Annotated in this window: 22 protein-coding genes; 12 read left to right on the forward strand and 10 right to left on the reverse strand. The window is 33.0% G+C overall.

The annotated features are described in order from the left end of the window. The first annotated feature begins 6 nt into the window (after positions 1-6). The 5 genes from Q0910_RS04660 to Q0910_RS04680 all read left to right on the forward strand — a co-directional run bounded on the left by Q0910_RS04660 (position 7) and on the right by Q0910_RS04680 (position 5,219). Positions 7-1,023: a sugar phosphate nucleotidyltransferase gene (locus tag Q0910_RS04660; protein ID WP_299213084.1), complete on the forward strand. Its 1,017-nt coding sequence runs from the start codon at positions 7-9 to the stop codon at positions 1,021-1,023. A gap of 86 nt (positions 1,024-1,109) precedes the next feature. Next, the gene (locus tag Q0910_RS04665; RefSeq protein WP_299213086.1) at positions 1,110-2,432 is read left to right on the forward strand and encodes a tetratricopeptide repeat protein; all 1,323 of its coding nucleotides are present in this window, start codon (positions 1,110-1,112) and stop codon (positions 2,430-2,432) included. A 6-nt stretch (positions 2,433-2,438) separates the two neighbouring features. Next, complete coding sequence (locus Q0910_RS04670) at positions 2,439-3,212, forward strand: DUF4292 domain-containing protein (protein ID WP_299213088.1); 774 nt, start codon at positions 2,439-2,441, stop codon at positions 3,210-3,212. Further along, positions 3,209-4,438, forward strand: coding sequence for a peptidoglycan DD-metalloendopeptidase family protein (locus Q0910_RS04675; RefSeq protein ID WP_299213090.1), 1,230 nt, complete (start codon positions 3,209-3,211; stop codon positions 4,436-4,438). Before Q0910_RS04670 ends, Q0910_RS04675 begins: the two co-directional genes overlap by 4 nt. A 7-nt stretch (positions 4,439-4,445) precedes the next feature. Then, positions 4,446-5,219, forward strand: coding sequence for a sulfite exporter TauE/SafE family protein (locus Q0910_RS04680; RefSeq protein WP_299213092.1), 774 nt, complete (start codon positions 4,446-4,448; stop codon positions 5,217-5,219). A gap of 1 nt (position 5,220) precedes the next feature. Here the strand turns inward: Q0910_RS04680 and Q0910_RS04685 are convergent, their stop codons facing one another. After that, on the reverse strand, positions 5,221-5,730 hold the full coding sequence (locus Q0910_RS04685; protein ID WP_299213094.1) for an acyl-CoA thioesterase: 510 nt from the start codon (positions 5,728-5,730) through the stop codon (positions 5,221-5,223). 213 nt (positions 5,731-5,943) lie between these two features. Then, positions 5,944-6,975, reverse strand: coding sequence for an SPOR domain-containing protein (locus Q0910_RS04690; RefSeq protein ID WP_299213096.1), 1,032 nt, complete (start codon positions 6,973-6,975; stop codon positions 5,944-5,946). A gap of 209 nt (positions 6,976-7,184) precedes the next feature. On the opposite strand from Q0910_RS04690, the gene dprA reads away from it, so the two are divergent. After that, the gene (gene dprA, locus Q0910_RS04695; RefSeq protein WP_299213098.1) at positions 7,185-8,288 is read left to right on the forward strand and encodes a DNA-processing protein DprA; all 1,104 of its coding nucleotides are present in this window, start codon (positions 7,185-7,187) and stop codon (positions 8,286-8,288) included. Here the strand turns inward: dprA and Q0910_RS04700 are convergent, their stop codons facing one another. From Q0910_RS04700 to Q0910_RS04735, 8 genes are all read right to left on the reverse strand, one after another. Beyond that, positions 8,289-9,002, reverse strand: coding sequence for an SGNH/GDSL hydrolase family protein (locus Q0910_RS04700; RefSeq protein ID WP_299213100.1), 714 nt, complete (start codon positions 9,000-9,002; stop codon positions 8,289-8,291). Positions 9,003-9,065: 63 nt separating this feature from the next. Next, complete coding sequence (locus Q0910_RS04705) at positions 9,066-12,206, reverse strand: S41 family peptidase (protein ID WP_299213102.1); 3,141 nt, start codon at positions 12,204-12,206, stop codon at positions 9,066-9,068. 47 nt (positions 12,207-12,253) lie between these two features. Next, entirely contained in the window at positions 12,254-13,351 is a 1,098-nt protein-coding gene (locus tag Q0910_RS04710) for a glycoside hydrolase family 3 N-terminal domain-containing protein (RefSeq protein WP_299213104.1), read from the reverse strand. A gap of 29 nt (positions 13,352-13,380) precedes the next feature. Next, positions 13,381-14,229, reverse strand: a complete 849-nt coding sequence (locus tag Q0910_RS04715; RefSeq protein WP_299213106.1) for a sulfurtransferase — start codon at positions 14,227-14,229, stop codon at positions 13,381-13,383. A gap of 3 nt (positions 14,230-14,232) precedes the next feature. Continuing rightward, the gene (locus Q0910_RS04720) at positions 14,233-14,688 is read right to left on the reverse strand and encodes a nuclear transport factor 2 family protein (RefSeq protein WP_299213108.1); all 456 of its coding nucleotides are present in this window, start codon (positions 14,686-14,688) and stop codon (positions 14,233-14,235) included. Between the two features lie 109 nt (positions 14,689-14,797). Continuing rightward, positions 14,798-15,043 carry a VF530 family protein gene (locus Q0910_RS04725; RefSeq protein WP_299213110.1) on the reverse strand — a complete coding sequence of 82 codons (246 nt, stop codon included), beginning with the start codon at positions 15,041-15,043 and terminating at the stop codon, positions 14,798-14,800. A 75-nt stretch (positions 15,044-15,118) separates the two neighbouring features. Further along, complete coding sequence (locus Q0910_RS04730) at positions 15,119-15,946, reverse strand: tetratricopeptide repeat protein (protein ID WP_299213112.1); 828 nt, start codon at positions 15,944-15,946, stop codon at positions 15,119-15,121. Between the two features lie 47 nt (positions 15,947-15,993). Then, the gene (locus Q0910_RS04735) at positions 15,994-16,989 is read right to left on the reverse strand and encodes an NAD(P)H-dependent glycerol-3-phosphate dehydrogenase (protein WP_299213114.1); all 996 of its coding nucleotides are present in this window, start codon (positions 16,987-16,989) and stop codon (positions 15,994-15,996) included. 214 nt (positions 16,990-17,203) lie between these two features. On the opposite strand from Q0910_RS04735, the gene Q0910_RS04740 reads away from it, so the two are divergent. The 6 genes from Q0910_RS04740 to Q0910_RS04765 all read left to right on the forward strand — a co-directional run bounded on the left by Q0910_RS04740 (position 17,204) and on the right by Q0910_RS04765 (position 22,692). Further along, a complete protein-coding gene (locus tag Q0910_RS04740; protein ID WP_299213116.1) occupies positions 17,204-18,127 on the forward strand; it encodes a nicotinic acid mononucleotide adenyltransferase in 924 nt (307 codons plus the stop codon). A 353-nt stretch (positions 18,128-18,480) separates the two neighbouring features. Then, entirely contained in the window at positions 18,481-18,693 is a 213-nt protein-coding gene (locus Q0910_RS04745) for a hypothetical protein (RefSeq protein ID WP_299213118.1), read from the forward strand. A gap of 115 nt (positions 18,694-18,808) precedes the next feature. Continuing rightward, positions 18,809-19,348, forward strand: coding sequence for a 3-hydroxyanthranilate 3,4-dioxygenase (locus Q0910_RS04750; protein ID WP_299213120.1), 540 nt, complete (start codon positions 18,809-18,811; stop codon positions 19,346-19,348). Positions 19,349-19,363: 15 nt separating this feature from the next. Then, positions 19,364-20,290, forward strand: coding sequence for a hypothetical protein (locus Q0910_RS04755; protein WP_299213122.1), 927 nt, complete (start codon positions 19,364-19,366; stop codon positions 20,288-20,290). A gap of 255 nt (positions 20,291-20,545) precedes the next feature. Next, positions 20,546-22,099, forward strand: coding sequence for an aldehyde dehydrogenase family protein (locus Q0910_RS04760; protein ID WP_299213124.1), 1,554 nt, complete (start codon positions 20,546-20,548; stop codon positions 22,097-22,099). Positions 22,100-22,314: 215 nt separating this feature from the next. Further along, positions 22,315-22,692, forward strand: coding sequence for a hypothetical protein (locus Q0910_RS04765; protein WP_299213126.1), 378 nt, complete (start codon positions 22,315-22,317; stop codon positions 22,690-22,692). Positions 22,693-22,707 lie beyond the last annotated feature (15 nt).

Genomic DNA, 22,707 nt, shown 5'->3' on the forward strand with positions numbered 1-22,707 from the left:
TAAAGAATGAAAATCATTGTACCAATGGCAGGAAGAGGCTCTCGATTAAGGCCTCATACACTTACGGTTCCTAAACCTTTAATCCCTGTAGCAGGAAAACCAATTGTTCATCGGTTAGTTTCTGATATAGCAAAAGTTTTAGGAGAACCTGTAGATGAAATTGCTTTTATATTAGGAGATCCTGCATTTTTTGGAGACGATGTTGTAGAAAGTTTAACAGCACTTGCAGAAGAGCTTGGTGCTAAAGCTTCCATTTATAGACAAGATCAACCATTAGGAACAGGTCATGCGATTATGTGTGCTAAAGACTCATTATCAGGACCAGCAGTTGTAGCCTATGCAGATACATTGATTAGAGCTGATTTTAATTTGGATAAAGATGCTGATTCCGTTATTTGGGTAAAACAAGTTGACCAACCAGAAGCCTATGGAGTAGTAAAGCTTAATGATAAAAAGGAAATTGTAGAATTGGTTGAAAAACCAAAAGAGTTTGTTTCTGATCTCGCTGTGATAGGAATCTATTATTTTAAGGATATTGCAGTATTAAAAAATGAACTGCAACATGTATTAGATAATAATATTATTAATGGTGGAGAATACCAGATTAATGATGGTATTAAAAGAATGATGGCAGATGGCAAAATATTTGTTACTGGTCAGGTAGAAGAATGGATGGATTGCGGTAACAAAAACGTGACGGTAGAAACCAATACTAGAATGCTAGGTTTTTTAGAAAAAGATGGAGAAAAATTGATCAGTGATGATGTTGTATTAGAAAATGCAACCGTTATGCCTCCTTGTTGTATAGGAAAGGGAGTAACTATTAAGAATGGATCAGTTGGGCCTAATGTATCTATTGGAGATGGTTGTAATATAGAGGATAGTGATATTAAAAATAGTTTAGTACAGAACCAAACTGTCATAAAAAATGCTAACTTAGACAATGCTATGATTGGAAATCATGTGTATTACGATGGAAAGTATACAACGATTAGTATTGGTGACTATTCTACTTTGGAATAATTTGTGATTTATATTGCTTTTGAAAAATTTATATGACTAAATATTGGCGACATATTGTAATTTGTATAGTCTTTATCGGAGGAGTTATGAATACTGGCTTTTCCCAAGAACCAGAATCTCTTAAGAAAATAGAGATCTTGGATGATCTTGGTGATGTGTCTGATGTATTTCGAGAAAGTTTCTTCGAAGCATTAAAACAACGAGCCATTACTAACTATGACAAGGCAATTAGCGCTCTAGAAAAGTGTATTTCTGCAAATCCAAAACCTATTGCATTATATTATGAGCTCGGGAAGAATTATTTGGATTTAAAAAAGTATGATCAGGCTACTATCAATTTTAAAAAAGTTTTAGAAGAAAAACCAAATAATAGATATGTTTTAGAACTATTATTCGAAGTATATTTTAAGGAAAGAAAATATACTGAGTCTGTAGAAGTGGTTGAAAAGCTAGTAACATTTGATAGCAGATATAAAGAACAATTGGCTAATCTCTATTTTCTGGAAGAAAGATATGATGATGCGCTTAGAGTTGTAGATGAATTAATAGAAGAACTAGGTATAGATTCGTATAGAGATAAGCTAAGAAAAAAAATAGCACTAAAAATCAGTAACCCTGATTCTCAGATAACCAAGTTACAAGAAAAAATAGCAGAAAACCCTAAAGAAGAACAAAACTATCTAAATCTGATTTACTTATATAGCCAGGATAATCAAGTTGAAAAGGCTTTTGGAACTGCTCAAATTCTTCTTGAACAAAAACCAAAATCAAAATTAGCTCATTTGGCGTTGTATAAGTTCTACTTGGATGATAATATGCCGAAAGATGCGATTAAATCGATGAAGATAGTGTTATCAAGTGACGAGATTGATGAGGAATCTAAATACAAAATCATTAATGACTTCTTGACATTTGTAGATAAAAATCCAAATTATGAAACACAACTTATCGAGGTGACAAAAGTGTTTTCTGAAGACTCAGGAAGTAGTAAAGTGTTTACAGAAATAGGAAATTATTTCTATGAAAAAGATAAAAAAGAGTTGGCACTTAATTATTATGAAAGAGGAATTAAGGATAATGCTAATAATTTTGGAATTCTAAGAAAGATATTATTATTGCAACTTGATTTAAAGAGATACGAAAAAGCAAAGGTAGGAAGCGAACTTGCTATAGAAATGTATCCTTCTCAACCAATTTTGTATTTGGTGAGTGGAGTTTCTTTAATTAACCTAAATAATTATGAAGAAGCCATAGATATCTTAAGTATTGGTATGGATTATATCATTGATGATCTTAAGATGGAATCAGATTTCTACGATCAAATTGGTCAGGCGTATCTAAAAATGGGAAATGTAGCAAAAGCTTCAGAATATAAAGAGAGATCCTTTCAACTTAAAAAAAAATCATAAAAGGTAATGAATAGAATATTTTATTTGTTATGTTTTTCGCTAATTATACTGCAATCTTGTAAAGGTACTAAAGCAATTTCAGGAGCCACAATTAAAAAGCTAAGGACAGAAAAAATAGTAGCTAATCACTATAATAAAGCTTTTAACTTTACCACAATCAATGCTAAGATAAAAGTAAGGTATGATGATGGTAAACAATCATTTAGTCCAAATGTAACTTTACGCTTAGAAAAAGATAAGAAAATATGGGTAAGTGCAAAATTACTGGGGATTACCCTAGCTAAAGTACTGATTACGCCAGAAAAAGTAAGTTATTACGAAAAGATTAATAATACCTATTTTGAAGGGGATTTTAAGGTGCTTAGTGAATGGCTCGGAACTGACTTGGATTTTGAAAAAGTACAACAGTTATTATTAGGTCAGTCATTATTCAATCTTAAAGATGAAAAATATGTGTCATCCATAGAAAATCAAAAATATCGACTTAGTCCTAAAAAAGAGCTTGAACTATTCGAACGATTATTCATATTGAATCCGGAAAGTTTTAAAATATTCTCCCAACAACTAAAACAGCCTATAGAAAATAGAAACCTGCTCATTAATTATAGTAGTTACCAGAAAGTTGGAAATCAAGATTTTCCAAAAGAAATAAGTATCCTGGCCTCAGAAGGAATAGCTAGAACTACCATAATGATAGATTATCGTAGTGTAGATTACAATGCGAGGGTAAGTTTTCCGTTTAAAATACCATCAGGATACGAGCAAGTGACTATAGAATGAGGCTGAAAAAAATTATATACATATTGGGAATGCTATTAGTTAGTATTCCATCATTTTCTCAAAGCGTAAAACAGCAACAGCTGGAAGAGCAACGTCGTCGCCTTAAAGAACAGATTGAGCAGATGAGATCATTACTTGCTGATACCAAACTCAAACAGCGATCCGTACTTGATGAAGTAGAAACGCTAAATTCTCAAATAAGCACCAGACAAAACCTTATAAAGATTACGAATCAGCAAGCAAACCTGCTGACAAGAGAGATTAATAACAATCTCAAAAAGATGGGGTCGTATCGTGAAGAGTTAAAGGTTTTAAAAGAAGATTATGCTAGAATGATTGTAAAATCTTATAAAAGTAAATCGCAACAAAGCAAGATTATGTTTTTGTTGTCATCATCAGATTTTACTCAGGCTTATAAACGACTTCAGTATATGAAGCAATATAATGAGCATCGAAAGGAACAGGCTGATCAAATACAAACACGTGCAGAAGAGCTTCAGAGGCTAAATAAAGATTTGCTAGAGAGGAAAAAAAATAAGCAATTGCTCGTAGAAGAGAATCGAGATGCTCAGGAGCAACTAAAAGAAGAGAAAAAACAACAGCAAGCCTTAATGGCATCTATTCGTAAAAAAGAAGGTACCTATAAAAAGGAAATAAGGAAGAAACAAGAACAAGCAACCGCTCTGGATAAAGCTATTGATAAGTTAATTCGTGAAGCTATTGCAAAAGCTAATAAAAAAGCGGGAAAGAAAGCATCTAAAAAAGGATCCGCAACAACTTTTGCGTTAACTCCGGAGGATAAAAAACTGGCAGATAATTTTACATCGAATAAAGGAAAGTTTCCGTGGCCGGTTGGAACAGGTAAATTAACAAGAAAATATGGGCGTCAACCACATCCTACACTGCCTAATATTCAAATCAATAGTAGTGGAGTAGAGCTGGAAACAAGACCAGGCGAAAAAGCGAGAGCAATTTTTGAAGGAGAAGTAATGGCAATTCAGAAATTGAAAGGTGCAGGAAGACTGGTTCACGTAAGACATGGTAATTATATTACAGTGTATTACAACCTAGAAAATATTTCAGTAAAAGAAGGTCAGAAAGTTTTAACCAAACAAAGTATTGGAGAAGTGCGTGTAAATCCCGCTACTGGTCGTGCTATTATGAAATTTTTGATCTTTAAGGATACAAAGAAATTAAATCCTCAATCCTGGATTTTTAAAATGTGATAGAATAATGGAAATAGTTATTATTTCACTTGTAGCGTTTTTAGTTTCTATTCTCACTTTTTTTTCTGGATTTGGCTTAGGAACTATTCTAACACCTGTGTTGATGATTTTCTTTCCTGTAGAAATTGCCATTGCATTAACTGGTGTAGTTCACTTTTTTAATAATGTTTTTAAACTGTTTTTAGTAGGAAAAAATGCGGATAAGACCGTTCTGTTACGATTCGGAATCCCTGCGGTTATAGCAGCTTTTGCCGGAGCTTGGGTATTAGTAAACATTCCTGACATAAAGCCGCTTTTTGCTTACAATTTGTTTGACAAAACTTTTGAAGTATACCCCGTAAAATTTATTATTTCGATTTTGCTTATCATTTTTGCCAGCATGGATTTGATCCCATATTTCACAAAATTGAAATTTGGCAAAGAAAAACTCCCACTTGGAGGTGCTTTGAGTGGTTTTTTTGGAGGACTTTCTGGAAATCAAGGAGCTTTACGAACGGCATTTCTTATCAAAGCGGGACTTTCTAAAGAAGCTTTTATCGGAACCGCAGTTGTGGTTTCTACTTTTGTAGACTTCACCCGTCTTAGTGTGTATGCCACGAACGTTACTGAATCTGGAATTAGTGATAATCTACCATTGGTAATTTGTGCTACATTATCGGCTATTGCCGGAGCATTCATTGGTAATAAACTGTTGAAGAAGGTTACCTTAAAATTTTTACAAATAGTGGTTGCTATTATGTTGATTCTAATTTCGGTTGCCTTAGGAGCGGGGTTTCTTTAAATTAAGTAAATAAAGCTTTTAACTCAGTAGCATCATCCGGTTTCATCTTACCGGCAAGAACCAGACTAAGTTGTTTACGACGTAATGCAGCGTCATAACGTTGCTGTTCTAATGCGGTTTCCGGTTTGATCTGTGGAATAGACACCGGTGCACCGCTCTCATTTACTGCCACAAACGTGTATATGGCTTCGTTTGCTTTGGTTTTATCACCGCTTTGGCGGTCTTCTATCCAAACATCAATTACCACCTCCATAGATGATGTAAATGCACGAGAAACCTTTGCTTCAACAGTAACTACACTCCCTAAAGGGATTGCTTTGCTAAATGCTACGTGATTTACCGAAGCGGTTACTACAATTCTTCTGGAATGTCTTCCTGCAGCAATACCTGCTGCGCGGTCCATACGTGCTAATAGTTCTCCTCCAAAAAGATTATTAAGCGGATTCGTTTCTCCCGGTAAAACAAGGTCAGTTAATATAGTTCTAGATTCTGAAGGATATCTGGCTTCCATAGATTTTGGTAATTTTTGGCAAAGATAATCAGGTACAATAAACTAACGACTATACGAAGACAGAAAACTGATATCCAGTCATTTTGATGAATTAATATATTTTCAATGTTTTTGTAAAAAATAAAAAAGAATCTTCCTCAGAACTAAAAATTAGTACTGAAACATAATACTTATGAAGGATTAAGTAAGAAAAATATTTTTAAGAAATAAGAATTAAAGTTCTTGAACTAATAACCAAGCACGACGATCTTGTTGCTTTTTGATGTTTTGTAAAGCTTTTAGAGCTTCTAGCCTGTTTTCATAGCTATTATAAACTACTTGATGTAAACCGTATTTGTTTACGCCAATCAGGCGCGCATCAAACCCTTTGGTTTTTAGTTTAAGTACTTTTTTGTTGGCATTAGCTTTAATTCTATATGCACCTGCAACCACGTGATATTTTCCAGCTGTATTGACAGTTATAGGATTAGAGTTTTCAGAACTAGCTTCTTCTGCTTTAATAATATTTAGATTGATAGCAGGTAACGGGCTTGCAATCTCAAAAGTAGCTTCCTGAATTCTGTTTTCAATTTCCTTTTCTGCATTTACAGAGATACGATCATTCTCTAAATCAACTTGTTTGTTAAATTGATCCAATCCTATGAATCCAACAACTCCAACGAGAATAGCCGCAGCTGCTGCATATTTAATATACGGACGCTCACGTCTTCTTTCTGGTGTAAACGCAATAGGAGTAGTTTCTTCAATAGCTTGCACTTCTTCTTTGTAAGCTTCACGAGTTACTTGAGCCATTACTACTTTTGGTGCAGTTTTTTCTTCTTCTCTAACAATTGATGGAGATATGAAAGAATTCAAACCAAAAGCTTCTGTTAAGTAATTTGTGTCTTGAGAAGGTTCAAACTGTAATGTATCTTCAACAGATGTAAAAAAAGAACCAATTCCACCTAATTCCACTCGTTGACCAACTGCCATTTTATTATTTAGTGACAATACGTAACGCTGAATCTTAGCAACTGCATCTGTATAGGATATATTTTCGGCAGAAGCCATATAGTTTGCTAATAATCCGTCGTTATTTTGAAGTTGGCTATTAAAAGAAATTAATTTCTGAGGAGGAAAAAAAGCATGCGTTGATTCTTGAATCATTGCAGGTTGACGCTTTGTTAGAAAAGCACCAAAACCTGGTAAGATTACACATTCATACCTATATAATAATTCACTGATGTATTTTGCCGTATTATTCATCGTCCCCTTTCTTAAAAATGCTATCTAATATTTTCAGTGTAAACTAATTTAGAAGATTTAGTAAGCCCTGTTAGTTTTAACCTGAAAAATTAGGTTGGTTAATGGTTACTCAAAGGTAAAAAAAATTGGTTCTAATAATAACTATACCCCTTGATTTTATTAACAGTTTTGATTTTTTTCGTTTCTTGTGCTGACTTATAACAGATTACATGACCACAGAAAAATTAATTGCACTACTTACCTTAAAAAAAGCACCGAATCTAGGCGATAGTTCTATCAAAAAACTGATTAGAGAAGTAGGTTCTGCAGAAGCAGTTCTGAAAGAAAAACCGTCGAATTTGTTAAAGATTGACGGTATAGGAACCGTAAAGATTAAGGAAATTCAGAATAAAGGGCATCGCAATGCGGCAGAAAATGAGTTACAGTTTGTGTTGGATAACAATATCAATTATACGGCCTATGACGAGACGAATTATCCAGAAAAACTGAAGTATTGTATAGATAGTCCTGTAGTATTGTTTAGTAGAGGAAACATCGATTTGAAAAAGAAAAAGATGTTAAGTATTGTAGGCACGAGAAAAGTGACTAGTTATGGTGTGAAATTCTGCGAAGAACTAATCGAAACGCTCATTCCTTTAAACCCGGTTATTGTATCTGGTTTTGCGTATGGTATTGATATCACAGCCCAAAGAGCAGCAGTAAAGCATAACTTACAAACAGTAGGTTGTCTTGCTCATGGATTAAATCAAATATATCCTAAGACACATAAAAAGTATATGCCACAGATTGAAGAAAACGGAGGATTCTTTACTGATTTCTGGAGTACGGATACTTTTGATAGGAATAATTTTTTAGGTCGTAATCGCATCATTGCGGGACTAAGCGAAGCCACCATTGTCATCGAAAGTGCAGATAAAGGAGGTTCTCTGGTCACTGCCGAAATAGCGAATTCTTATAATCGAGAAGTTTTTGCCGTACCAGGAAGAGTAGGTGATTCTCTTAGTTCAGGATGTAATACACTTATCAAAACACAAAGAGCACATATGCTAACCAGTGCAGCGGATCTGATCTATATGCTTAACTGGGAATTGGAGGAAAAAGAACAGCCCATTGTTCAAAAACAACTTTTTGTGGAGTTAGAAGGTGATGAAAAGAAAATCTATAGTTTTCTAAACAAAAATGGAAAAGAATTACTGGATGTTATTGCATTAAAATGCGAAATTCCTACGTTTAAAGTGGCATCGATTCTCCTAAATATGGAATTGAAAGGAGTAATCAGACCTTTGCCGGGAAAATTGTTTGAAACGATTTAATCACTTCAAAATTTCTTTTACCACAGGCAATATCCTTTCCACCCATAAACTGTATTGATATCGGCTAGGATGCAGATTATCTGTAGCCAAGGACCCCTCAGAGTTACCAAGATCCCTAGAGATAGTAGTCACGTCGATAAATACTATTTCTGTCTCAATACACTTCTGTTTTATGTAAGCATTATATGCGTCAATTTCTGATGCAATGGTTTCGCTATTACTCGTTCCAAAAGGAGTGACACCATAATCTGGTATAGAAACAACAATTACATTATCTTTTTTATTAGTTGCTAATGAAATTGCTTTCTCTAGAAGAATGTTAAACTCTAATTGGAACTCGGTAAAATTTCTTTGTTGGAATTGATTATTAACGCCAATAAGTAAAGAAACCAGATCGTGATTTTGTGGATTGCTTTCTTCTATGGCAGTAATCAGGTTTCTTGTGGTCCATCCTGTTCTTGCGATTACTGTTAATTGTTCAATTTTTTTGGTTGGAGTGGCAAAAGCATCTTTTAATTGAAAAGGCCAGCTTTCATCTTCAGATACTCCTTGACCAATGGTATATGAATCACCTAATGCTAAAAACGAAAAAATTTTGGTTTCCTCTGTTTGTTCATCCTCTTCTTGAGTTTCTAAAGGGAGGTTATCATCAGAAGCACATCCGAAAATAAGAATGAAGAGTATACATAAAATTGCATTTATTTTCTTAATCATTTTAATAGCTTTTTAGCTAAAGTTAAGAAATTTACACTTTTATAAAATGAATTGTTTACTAGCTTATTTTTTTAGTTGTTTTAATATTTCAGAAATAGCTTTATCCAGTTGAGGTTGATTTCCATCTAGGCGATCTTTAAAAGTCTCTTTAATGTAAATATCAGGAGAGACTCCTGTTTTTTCAAGATTTTTGCCATCTAAGGTATAGCATCCCCAAGAAGGTAGTCGATAAGAAGATCCGTCTACTAAACGTTTACTGGATGTAAAAATAATCCATCTATAGGTTTCTGTTCCTATTATTTTTCCTAAACCAAGTTCTTTAAAGCCAGCAGCAGTCATTTCTGCATCACTTAATGTTTGTTCGTTAATCAACAGGATAATTGGTTTAGCTCCTGGAGTAAAATTTGGTTGAGAAGTAAGCGCACCATCTCTATACTTCCATTGTAAATACGGTTTTTGAGATAAGAACTGTAATACCTCATCATGTACATTTCCTCCAGTATTAAATCGTAAATCAAGTATTAAGGCATCTTTTTTATAAGCTTCAGATACCATCTCTTTTTTGAAATTAGCAAGTTCATTTCTGCCCATATTTTTCATATGGACATAAGCTATTCTATTATTGCTTTTTTGGTTAACATAAGATTGATTATCATCTACCCATTCATCGTACAAAAGATACCTGTTGTTTCTAGAAGAAATAGGGTGAACATTTGCCGGAAATTCCTTGCCATTTCGCGAAAAGATTAGCTTAACTTCACTATCCAAAGAAGGTTTCGCAAAATAAAATTCTCTGTTCTTTTTAGGATCAATCTTGTGATCATTTACTGAAATAAGTCGATCTCCTTTGATAATATCTTTATTTTTAATATCCAAAGGGCCATCATCAATAATTTGTTCAACTAAAAACGGATCTTTTGCAGAAAAAACGATACCAATAGATAAACTCTGGGTTTTATAAAATTGCTTTTCTTCATCACCATTTGAATTAAACCGGACATGAGAAGTATTTAGTTCGCCAAGCATGTCGTTTAATAACAACCTTAATTCAGAGCGTTTATTGATAAAAGACAAGAACTTAGCATACTTATCTCTTAGTTTTGTCCAGTCTTCACCGTGAAAATCACCATCATAAAAGTTTTCACCGAAATTTGCCCAGGTTTCATAAAACATCTGTTCAAATTCGTTAACCATTGCTTTACGAAATGTAAAGTCAATTTTAATCTTTTCTGTTTTATTGCTTTTAATATCCAGCGTATGAATATCTCCATCAATCAAAATGTAATTTTTATCTTTTGCAGAAACTATTTGATAGTTATTACCTTTAATGTCTCTTACTTTTTCTGTTTTGTTCTCTTCGAATGGTTTAATCGTTGTTTTCCATAATTGAGATTCTCCTTTATCATGATTTGAAATGTAAAGAATATATGAAATTTCATCCTTATTAATGATATCGGTTTCACCTTGATAACCGTATTCTGGACTAATGCGTTCTACACGATCCATCAAACCAGACTCATTGATACTAATATTAAGATTTTCAATAACAGTCTCTGCATCTTCTTTTTCCTCTTCTTTTTCAATACTTTCTATAAATAATTTATCAAACTTATCTGATCTGAAAGGTTTTTCATATTTACCAAGAGCCATTCGATAAATACTAGCTTCACTCAATCCATAGGGATAACCTGGTTTAGTAGGATTAGAGCTAAAGTAAATATACTTTCCATCAGGAGACCAAATAGGACTATTTTCTGGAGCACCTGTCTTAGTTAAGTTGATAATTTTTTTTGAAGGAATATGATAGGTAAAAACATCATGTTCAAAATTTCGAATGGCATTATAAACAATATACTTTCCATCAGGTGAAAATTTAGGTTGAGGTGCGTACAAAGCCCAAAATTCATCTTTTACAACGGTTTTACTCTTTAGATTCTTTAAATCTAGCAATCTCAGTTCATCTCTTCCACTTATATATACTGCTTCGGTATGTTTTGGGTTTATTTCAATATTGATGTTGTTTCTTGAATCTTTTGTAATCTGTTTCTTTTTTCCTTTTCCATCAGCTGAAATAGTAAATAAGTTCAAGTAGCCTTTTATCGTTTGATTAAAAAGCAAGGTTTTATTATCATCTAACCATTTTACTTCTACAACTCGTTCTTTAGGAGCCTCAATAGAAACTTGTTTGATAAATTTACCTTTGATATCAGATACAAATAAAATTCCTCTAGAAACAAACGCTAATTTTTTATTATCAGAAGAAATATCAAAGTTTGTTATTTTACCACCAACTTTAAAATCTTGTGTTTTTTGTAACGTATTGTTATTGAAGAGCTGTATAGCAACCTTTTTTGAACTTTTAGAAACAACATCGTATAAGTAAAGTTCGTAGTCCTTGGTAAATGTAATTTTTTTACCATTGGCACTTACTTGAGGTCTTTTTATATCGCTTGTGAATTGTGTTAGAGGTATCTTATTGTTTTCTTTTAAAGTATATAAGTTGAATTTGCCATTAACTTCATCAGAAACAAAATAAAGAGAACCATTTTTATCAAAAGTTGGCCATAAATCCATACCTCGATATGAAGTATGCTGACTATATTTTTTAGTCGAAACACTATAAGATTTAATATCCGGATTGTAATCTCCTTTATATCTTTTTCTATGTACTAAACCAATACTGACCCAGCTTTCATTAAAGTATATTTCTCCTGTTTTTGGATGTTTCGCAATGTTGTGTATTCTATTGAAATAATGATTGAAAAGACGTTTAGGGGTAGTACCAAGAATGGAGACCTCATAACCACTGAAATTGTTTTCCCGAGAAGAAGTAAAGAATATTTTTTTAGAGTCCCAAGACCAGCTCTCTACAGTATCTGCTGAATCGTGGAATGTAAGTTGTCGAATTTCTCCACCTTCTAGAGGTATAATATATACATCTTTATTACCATATTGCGAAGCACTAAATGCTACCCATTTTCCATCTGGAGAAACCGAAGGACGCGTTTCATCTCCTTGCATTGCAGTGAGTCTAGTTGCATTTCCGCCGTTAGAATTTACTTTCCATAAATCTCCATCGTAGCTAAATATGATGGTGTCGCCGCTAGGAGTTAATGTTGGATTAAGTGTGAAATAAGTTTCTTGTCCTTGGAGAATTATTATGAAGAATAAAGATAAAAAAAACGTGAATATTGATTTGATCATTTTGATTGATGAATAAGTGTTGTCTGATTGAATAATTTGAAATAAAGTTAAATAACTCCTCCACAAACCTTTAATCGTAATACCTTCTTAACAGATTGTGTTACTTGTTTTTTATAAGCAGGATTCGTTTTCATTTCAGCAAGAATAGCATTGATAGTCGTCTGTTCGTTTTGAGGCATCAAAATTAAGTCGCAACCAGCTTTAGAAGCCAATAAGGGAGCATTGTCAAGGATGGTTACGGCTTTCATAATATTTAGCGCATCAGAAATGATGACTCCTTTAAATCCCATTTCTTCTTTTAGTAAACCTGTAATAATTTTTCTGGAGCAACTGGATGGTAAACCATCTGTTCCATATTTCTCGTTATTCTGTATAGTGATATGTGCAATCATAATAGATAGCACTCCATCTTCGATAATCTGCTTGTAATTAGCTACTTCTTGTAATGGTCCATCGATATACACACTTTGTTTGTGTGTATCTCCTTTTACCAGACCGTGACCGGGAAAATGCTTTGCAGTTGCTATAATTCCACCTTCTTGGGTACATTTTATGAATTGATTGGCCAGGCTGATTACGGAGTCTTTATTGCTGCCATAGCTTCTGGATTTGATTGCTTCGTTACTAGCGCTGATATCTAAAACCGGAGCGTAATTATGATGTACGCCTATTTCCCTAAGTTCGGTATTAATAGTATTCACTACGGCATCTGATTGTGCTTCCGTTTTTATATCAATTGTTTTACCTACATCTTTCGCGCCTTTGATACGGCTGGCAAATAGACTGGGTTCCGCGTCCATACTAAAGAGTAGTGGAAGGGTCTTATTTTTAGAAGAAATCTCATTTAAGGTGTTAATACTCTCTGTATGTGTTTTTTTACTTCCTTTCAAAAAAACTACACCGCCAATGGCATCACTTTCTGTTAGTTTTTTTACGGTTGTCATTGGTTTTCCCAATTCTCCGGCAGATGATATAATCATTTGAGCTACTTGTTGCCTTTCGGAGAGTGTATGATAGATAGAGTCTACGGTATATTCTAATTCGGAATTATACGTGTAAAAATCTTGTAAGCCAAATTTCTGAGACTGGGCATTGATTTGAAGACTACATAAGGCTGAAAGGATTAATAAAGGAAAATATCGCATAAATAAGAGTTAGGGTTGGTTTCTATAGGTTAACATTGGATTGGAACACCTTCTAATTGTCCCCATTCACTCCAGGAGCCATCATAAATCCATAGATTGGTATATCCAGAAAGTTTAGCTGCTAATAAAATGATACAAGCTGTAATGCCTGAACCGCAGCTAAAGATCAGTTTTTTATTTTCAATATCAAAATCAGTAAATAGTTTAACAAGCTCTTTGGTTGGTAGCATTTTTCCATCCTGTAAAACTTTGGTATAAGGAAGACTTATTGAATTTGGGATATGCCCACCTTTTAAATCTGATCGTGGCTCTGGATCCGTGCCCATAAACCTACCATATGAGCGAGCATCAAGGATAAGAGATTCTGAACTGTTCATTTCAAATAAAACGTCTTTAGCGTTAACAGTACATTTGAAACGATCGTTTATTTTAAAGTTTCCAACCGAAAATATTGGCAAACTACCTTTGTTTTCAGTAGGTAGGCCTTGATTGATCCATTCTGGAAAACCACCATCAAGTACAGCTACGCTTTTATGTCCCATTATTGTAAACATCCACCAAGCTCTTGGACTGGAATATATACCGATTGTATCATAAACTACAATTTTAGAATCCGAATTGATTCCTAATTTTCTGCAACCTTCTTCAAAACTATCAGAAGACGGAAGCATATTCGGTAAATCTGATTCTTGATCAGAGAAATTTTTTTTAATATCAAAAAATCTAGCACCTGGTATTTTCAGATCTTGTTTGGATGATTCTTTAGAGGAAGTCACTTTCTTTATACTCGCATCCAGAATGACTAGATCGGGATGATTTAAATGTGTGGAGAGCCAATCTGTAGATATGATTGGTGTCGGAAGTTCTAATGCTGCCATTATCTATGATGCTTGAAACTTATCAAGTAATCTATTAGTTTGTTGGTGTAGTTTTTTCTTAAAGAAATTGGTTCCTCCCAATAATTTGCCTTTCCAGCCAATGGCTTGCGAAGCCCATCGATGTAGATTAAAATGATCCGTATGTTTTATGATTTTACCATCTTTAAATTCGAATTCTGCATCAATACTATTATGAACAGATCTTCCGGTTTGACTAAAAGTATACCATGCTTCCCAATGTGCAGACCCTTTTTGGTCATTTGCTTCTACTTTAGAGAATTCTACTTTAAGATCTTTCCCATTTTTGCAAAGCATCTGCCACATTTTCTTAGCTCTATCACCATTTAGTTTTCCAAAACCAGGATCTTCAAAAACGATGTCTTCGTGATAGCAGGATATCATCTTTTCTGCATTTCGTTCACGTAAACCGGTATAAAATGTTTCAATAAGTTCTTTCATGTTTATAAAGTTACAAAGAAATAACGCTTTTTAAGAAGTTCTTGTTTATAGTTATAAAATTGATATGGAAAATTGCAAAAACTATTTTTTTATCTAGTAAGCATATCTTCTATCTTGTTTTTCTATCAAATTCCAGATAAAGATCTTCAACTTTATCTCTTGCCCATTGTGTTTTTCTTAAAAACTTTAAGCTAGATTTAATCGATGGATCATTTTTGAAACAGTTAATGGGAATTTTATTGGCTAATTTTTCCCACCCATAATGGTCTACCAACAATTCTAATATGTTTAACAATTTCATCCCGTGTAGCGGATTATTAGGTTGTTTTTTGTTAGTATTATTTTGATTGTCCATTAATAAGGTTTTTATTTTAGCGGTGTTTCTTTATCCCAAAGGATCCATATACATTAGCGAATTGTAATAATCTGGCTATTCTTTGATAATGTTATTTAGTACAAATTTAGCTAACTCAATATTTCCATAAGTGGAGTTTGAATCAAAAATTACGTTCGTTAATAATTCAATAGATTGTTTCTTATCACCTTCTTGATCAATCATTAATGCCTTATTAATTAACAGCATCCCTTTTGTTTCAATATCTGATTCAAGTTCAAGTCCTTTTTCTATTGCATTTCTTCTTTTTTCACCTTCTAAAAGAGAAGAATACTCTTTCCAGCCAGGTGCGAATGTTGGAAATTTAGAAACCAGCAATTCAGTCATTTCTAATTTTTCCTTAGGGTCATTAATCCATTCAAGCGAAATATACATTTTATAAAGACCTTGTTTTAAATCCCCCTTTTTTTCTTTTTCTAATGTGTGTAAGGCAGTTTTAGAAGTGTAGAATCCCTTTGGGGCTAAACTATCCGTTAAACGATAATATTTAAGAGCATTATCATAATCGTCTTTTAATAAATAAGTATATGCTAAATCATAAACCGGATATACCCAATCGGGCGCCTCTTTACAAGCCAAATTTAAAGTTTCTATTGCTTTTTTATAGTCTCCTTTTTGTCCATGTTGTCTCGCCTGGTTATGCAGTAACTTAGCAGATTTTGGAACATTTCCGATTCCAAAAACTTCATAATTAAATGAACCAGTTGATTTAGCTAATTCATCTTTAGATATTTTATTCCCTAAAGAATCTGTAAATTCAATTTTAGTATTACTTTCCATTTTCGATGAACTTGATTCCTGTCCATTATTTTTACAAGAATTAAACAGTAATAATGCCAATAAAAACCCTGTTAGCTTATTCATAGTTCTTTTATTTTAAATCTAATAGATTTTCTTTCTAATCTCTAACCTTAATCCAGCTTATCTGCTAGTTTTTTAAATATCTTTTTAGGGTTTTTGTTTTCGTATAATATATCATGAACTGCATCAATAATTGGAGTACGAGTGCTACTAGTTGCATCGAGTTCATAAGCAGTTTTGGCCGCATAGTATCCCTCGGCAACCATATTCATTTCCATCTGAGCACTTTTTACAGTGTATCCTTTACCAATCATATTACCAAACATACGATTACGAGAAAAAATAGAATAGCCAGTAACCAGTAGATCTCCTAAGTATGCCGAATCGTTGATATTACGTTTCATTTTATGAATCTTCTTAATAAAACGTTTCATTTCGCGAATAGCATTACTCATCAATACACTTTGGAAATTATCTCCATATCCTAAACCGTGAGCAATTCCTGCAGCAACAGAATAAATGTTTTTTAATACAGCGGCATATTCAGTTCCGATGATATCATCACTAACTTTACATTTGATATATTCGCTACTTAGGTTTTTGGCTATAATTTCTGCTTTTGCTTCATCATTAGAAGCAATTGTTAAGTACGAAAGACGCTCTAGTGCCACTTCTTCTGCGTGACATGGACCGGTAATCACACCGATATTATCAAAGGGAATATTATACACATCATGAAAATGTTCGCCGACAATTAATCCGGTTTCAGGAACAATTCCTTTAATGGCAGAAAAAATAACTTTGTCCGTTAATGGAGCAGTAAGTTTTTCTAATTCGGTATGTAAGAATGCAGAAGGAATCGCAAAAATTAGGTAATCTGCATATTCCACAGCTTCATTAATATCATTGGTAAGTCTAAGTTGATCCATCTTAAACTCTACGGAACTTAAATAGTTTGGATTGTGTTGCTGTCTTTTGAGATGTTCTAAAGCGTATACACTTCTCATATACCAACCTACCTCATTCAGGTTTTCTGTTAGCATTTTTACAATGGCTGTAGCCCAACTACCACCACCGATTACGGCAAATTTTAATTCTTTATCCATGTAAAATGATTGTGAGTTCAAAAATAAGCAAAATACATCTCAAAATAAACATCTGATAATCAATTGAATATGTTTTTGGCACACGTTTTGGTTTCTCTTATTTGAAATGAGTCATTAGAATATGTTGATGCAAAACTAAACGTTCTATGGCGAATTCTATCTGACAAGTAAAAAACAATAAAAAGATCAGATAAAATTAAAAAACACTTAGCTTATGAAGACTTTAAAATTACTTTCGGCTTTTATCTTAGGTTCAATGCTTTTAACTTCCTGTGTAGCAGAAGTTATAGTAGAAGATGATATTTATATTGAAGAACCTTCTATTTCTTTGAATGAATTATTAAACACATATGAAATATGGTATGTAGATATAGAACGTACCCAAGGTAATGGAGAGATTCCTTTTCTTCAGAAGGCGTTTACCGTTTCATTCAAAAATGGAACCTTTTACGCCAATAATAATCTGGTGGGTATTGGAAGTAACGGAAACGGTTTTGGTTTAGATGTTGGGTATTATAACGCTTTTAATATGGAAGTAGATATTAGTCACGACATAGATGGAACGTATAGTCTTGATGTAACCCAATATGGAAATAATGAGATAAGATTATATGATGGAGTTACGAATACCAGTTATTATTTGATAGGATATCAAAGAAATACTTTTGATTATGATAGAGTATTCTATGACAATATACATTACTTCCTGCACGAGTATACAACCTGGGAAAAAGTATATACTAGTGAGTTTGGAGCACTAAACGAGTTTGATAATGAAAATTATTTACAGTTTTTGTATTACGGATCAGGAGATAATTTTAGAAGTTCGGAAGATGTTAATGTGTCTAACATCAATGATATATACTACGATTATACAGGGTATTATGCTGTAGAAGATGTTACTAATAATTTCTATATGAAAAATTTAACACTTGATTACGATTATTTGGGCAATGAATATTTCGAGTTGACCGTTATAAATGATAGTAAGATAGAATTATTACATCCTGTTTCGGGAACTATCTATGAATTTGTTGGTAGAGGATACCTGCAGTTCAAAAATTCTAAAGATGGAAAACCATCGCAGAATGATAAGAAAAGATTAAAAAAAGCTGATTTTATGAAGCTTACAAAATAAAACAAGTCGCGCTAGACGATATAAATTTTTTTGGTTGGTTATTTAGTTGGAAATCGCTCTACAAGAGAAATCTTGTCTGGGCGATTTCTTTTTAGTGATATACCGCTTTTCAATAACAAAATGCCTAATCGAATTAATTCCTAACTTGTTTCAGGATGTCACAAGTTTTTTGTGAGATTATTAATGTTTTTATATTTGAGAAAACTCCCTTTTATGTATTTTTTAAAAACGACTATAAGTATTTGATAATAAGACCTCAAATTGACAAAATTGAGGATGTATTTTGGGTAAATAAAGACAAAAGACTATATTGTTTTTTTATCTTTAGTATCATAACAAATCAATTTAATATTATGCTAAAAAAAAATTTAAACATCGACAACAGTAAAAAGTTAAGTAAGATTGCACAAAAATCTATTAAAGGAGGAGGTTTCCCATTTTTTGATGAATGTTGTGCATGTATTTTCAGACCTGGAAATAGCCCATATCAAATCATAATTACACAATCATGCTCTGATCCATGTCCAACGGATGGAAGTTTAGAATATGAAGATACCGGTTGCTAAACCTAAAAACAAGCGGACTTTGGTCCGCTTTTATTTTTTTTAAATAAGATTACTTTAGTTTTTAGAAAGATTCACTACCATTTCCTTAATTTTATATTTCAAATTATAAATAAGTATGGCAATCCAAAGACCTTTTAATCTTAATAAGTGGATAGAAGAAAATAGAGATACACTAAAACCACCTGTTGGGAATAAAAATTTATACAAAGAAGCAGGAGATTATATTGTTATGATCGTCGCTGGGCCAAACGCCAGAAAAGATTATCACTATAATGAAACAGAAGAGTTATTCTATCAATTAGAAGGAGAGATCGAAGTCCATATCCAGGAAGATGGTGAAAAAAAAACCATGAAGTTGGGACCAGGTGATATGTATCTGCATCCCGCAAAAGTACCTCATTCTCCGGTTCGTTATGAAGGATCTATTGGACTTGTAATTGAAAGAAAGCGAGTTGATCTAGAGGCAGAAGATGGATTATTGTGGTTTTGTGATAACTGTAATACCAAATTACACGAAGTATACTTTAAGTTGCATGATATTGAGAAGGATTTTCTAAAACATTTTAAAGATTTTTATGGAAGTAAAGCTTTAAGAACATGTAATAGTTGTGGAACAACAATACCAGTAGATAAAAGATTTGTAATGGATGATTAAAGTAAGCAGGGATATATGATGTACAGAATATTTCTAATTTTACTTTCCTTTTCGACATATGGTCAGCTAAGCAATGAAAAAATCAGTACAAAGGATTTCAATAGAGATGGAATTATTGACACCCTGAAATCAGGAAGCGGTTACGTTCAGGTTATAAATGGAAAAACTAAAGAAAAACACGAACTCTCGGATTATGGATGCTTTTGTGATATTAAAGAACTGGTGTATATACCTTCAGAATTAGGCAAAACAGAGAATAAACCTTTTTTGGAAGTAATGAAAAAAGAATTACTTCCCACAAAAAGAAGTAATCCGGATGCTTCATTGGCATGGATGATTAACGGAGCATTTTCAAATAGTAAATTAAAAAACAATTCGATTTTTAATACTATTTACGATCCTCAAGTACCTTGGAATACTACTAAGTATAAAAATATTGATAATTATTATATCGAAATTAAAGGAGATACCTTAAAGAAACTGGCTCCTTTCTATAGTAACGCAGAACAGGTAGATGGAAATGCAAAAGGTTTTTTAGTGTATTATGCTCATAATCATTATCGAAATAAATCGGGAGATAGCATAACTTTTATAGACAAAAACGAATTGTATACCATATCCCGTACTTCTCACGGTGTTATTGTAGAAAAAGATAATTTGTATAAATGGTTATTTATTAGCGACTATCCTCTTACAGGAGGACCAGAAAAACTGAGATGGGAATCAATAAAAAACGTAACACTTTTTGATTCATATATAGTAGTTGAGCAAAGTCTACCTCCAGATACACTTAAGCAATTTTTTGTAATTAATATTGAAACTGGTATTTGTGGATTGTTAAAAGAAGATCTTATAGAAAACAACAAATACGTTCATATGTTAGAGGACATTTTTGAAGAACTTGAAAAACATTACATTAAAAAGGAAAATAAAACTCATTAAACTATTTAGCGTATTTAACAAATGAAAATAGATATAATCAAAAATATAAACACAAGATTATTTTGATAGATATGCGATTTTTGTGTCAATAAATGAAGATCAATTTAATCCAAAGAATCTTATTTTCTTAGAAGATTGATTTTTTTAATGGTATTTTTTTAAAAAATTACTCAAAATAAACTTTATAATAGATCAAAATTTAATATATCTGTAAAAGACAGTATCTTTACGATCTTAAAAAATAATTCAAAAAACATGGCAGCTATAGCAACAGATTTTGGAATAGAGGAAGCATTAAAACAATTAGGTGTTTCTGACCTTAACAAAGGAACTTCTACAGGTTCTGATTGGTTTTCTAATGGAGAAGAAATTTCATCTTTTTCTCCGGTTGATGGTAAATTAATCGGAAAAGTGACTACCACAACTAAAGATGATTATGAAAAAGTGATATCGAAAGCACAATTAGCTTTTAAATCATGGAAGGTAATGCCAGCACCTCTTAGAGGAGAAATCGTAAGACAGTTCGGAGAAGAATTACGAGTTTTAAAAGAACCACTTGGTAAACTTGTTTCTTATGAAATGGGGAAATCGTATCAAGAAGGATTAGGAGAAGTACAGGAAATGATTGATATCTGTGATTTTGCTGTAGGATTATCAAGACAGTTGCACGGATTAACGATGCATTCTGAGCGACCAGGACATAGAATGTATGAGCAATATCACCCAATGGGGATTGTAGGTATTATTTCTGCATTTAATTTTCCAGTGGCAGTTTGGGCATGGAATACAGCTTTAGCCTGGATCTGTGGAGATGTATGTGTATGGAAACCAAGTGAAAAAACGCCGCTTTGTGGGGTTGCTTGCCAAAATATTATTGCTAAAGTTTTAAAAGATAATGACCTACCCGAAGGAATTTCTTGTCTTATCAATGGAGATTATAAAGTAGGAGAGATGATGACTACTGATAAACGTATGCCATTAATTTCTGCAACAGGATCTACCAGAATGGGTAAAATTGTTGGAGCAACTGTAGGACAACGTTTAGGTAAATCATTATTGGAGTTAGGTGGTAATAATGCAATCATTGTAACACCGGATGCTGATATTAAGATGACCGTTATTGGTGCTGTGTTTGGTGCAGTAGGAACTGCGGGACAACGATGTACATCAACAAGAAGACTGATTATTCATGAATCCATGTATGACAAAGTAAAAAATGCAGTGGTAGATGCCTATAAACAATTACGTATAGGAAATCCATTAGATGAAAATAATCACGTTGGTCCTTTGATTGATAAAGATGCAGTAAAAGGATATCAAAGTGCTTTAGAAAAAGTAGTTGAAGAAGGTGGAAATATTGTTGTAGAAGGGGGTGTGCTATCTGGAGAAGGATATGAAAGTGGGTGTTATGTAAAGCCGGCAATAGCAGAAGCTGATAATTCATTTGAAATTGTTCAACACGAAACGTTTGCACCGGTTTTATACTTATTAAAATATAGTGGTGATGTAGAAAATGCTATTGATATTCAGAACGGTGTAGCTCAAGGGTTATCTTCTGCTATTATGACTAATAATCTTCGTGAGGCAGAAAGATTCTTATCGCATGCAGGATCCGATTGTGGAATTGCTAATGTAAATATAGGAACTTCTGGTGCCGAAATCGGAGGAGCTTTCGGAGGAGAAAAAGAAACTGGTGGAGGAAGAGAATCTGGTTCTGATGCCTGGAAAGTTTATATGCGTAGACAAACTAATACAATAAACTACACAACTGAATTGCCTTTAGCTCAGGGAATTAAGTTTGATTTATAAAATATCTAAAACTATATATTTTAAAGTATCCTTTTTTTCAAAAAAAGGATACTTTTTTGTTATTTAAGTATTGTTGTCTTCAGTTTCAATGAAAAGAGACCCTTAACAAATTCATAGAAATGAAGTAATTTTATAATGAATATATATCTTCGTAAAAGTAAAGACGCAACCACAACACTATAACTGCATCTTTATTATAAATATGTAAAAGAGATATGAAGAAATTAATTTTAATTCTTTTGGTTGTTAGTTCCGCTTGTAATCTTGATGAGCAGGACACATTGGATCCTGTTTTTTGTACAGAAGAACTTAGGCCTGGATTAGAGATTACTGTAAAAGACGCGAACAATAATGATACATTTTTGATTTCAGGAATTACTGTGGTAGCTACGGATGATAATTATACAGAAACATTGGTGAATTTTGCTAACACAGATACTTTTATAGGTGCTTTTGAAAGAACAGGAACCTATATCATAACGGTTAGTGGTAATGGTTATGAAACATTTACTTCCACTATTCCGATTATCGTAGATAAAGACATCTGTCATGTGATTACTGAAAGCAGAGAAATTATGCTTCAACCTAATTAATAAAATAGTATAATA

Origin of the sequence: uncultured Aquimarina sp., assembly GCF_947495315.1 — a bacterium.
GTDB lineage: Bacteria > Bacteroidota > Bacteroidia > Flavobacteriales > Flavobacteriaceae > Aquimarina.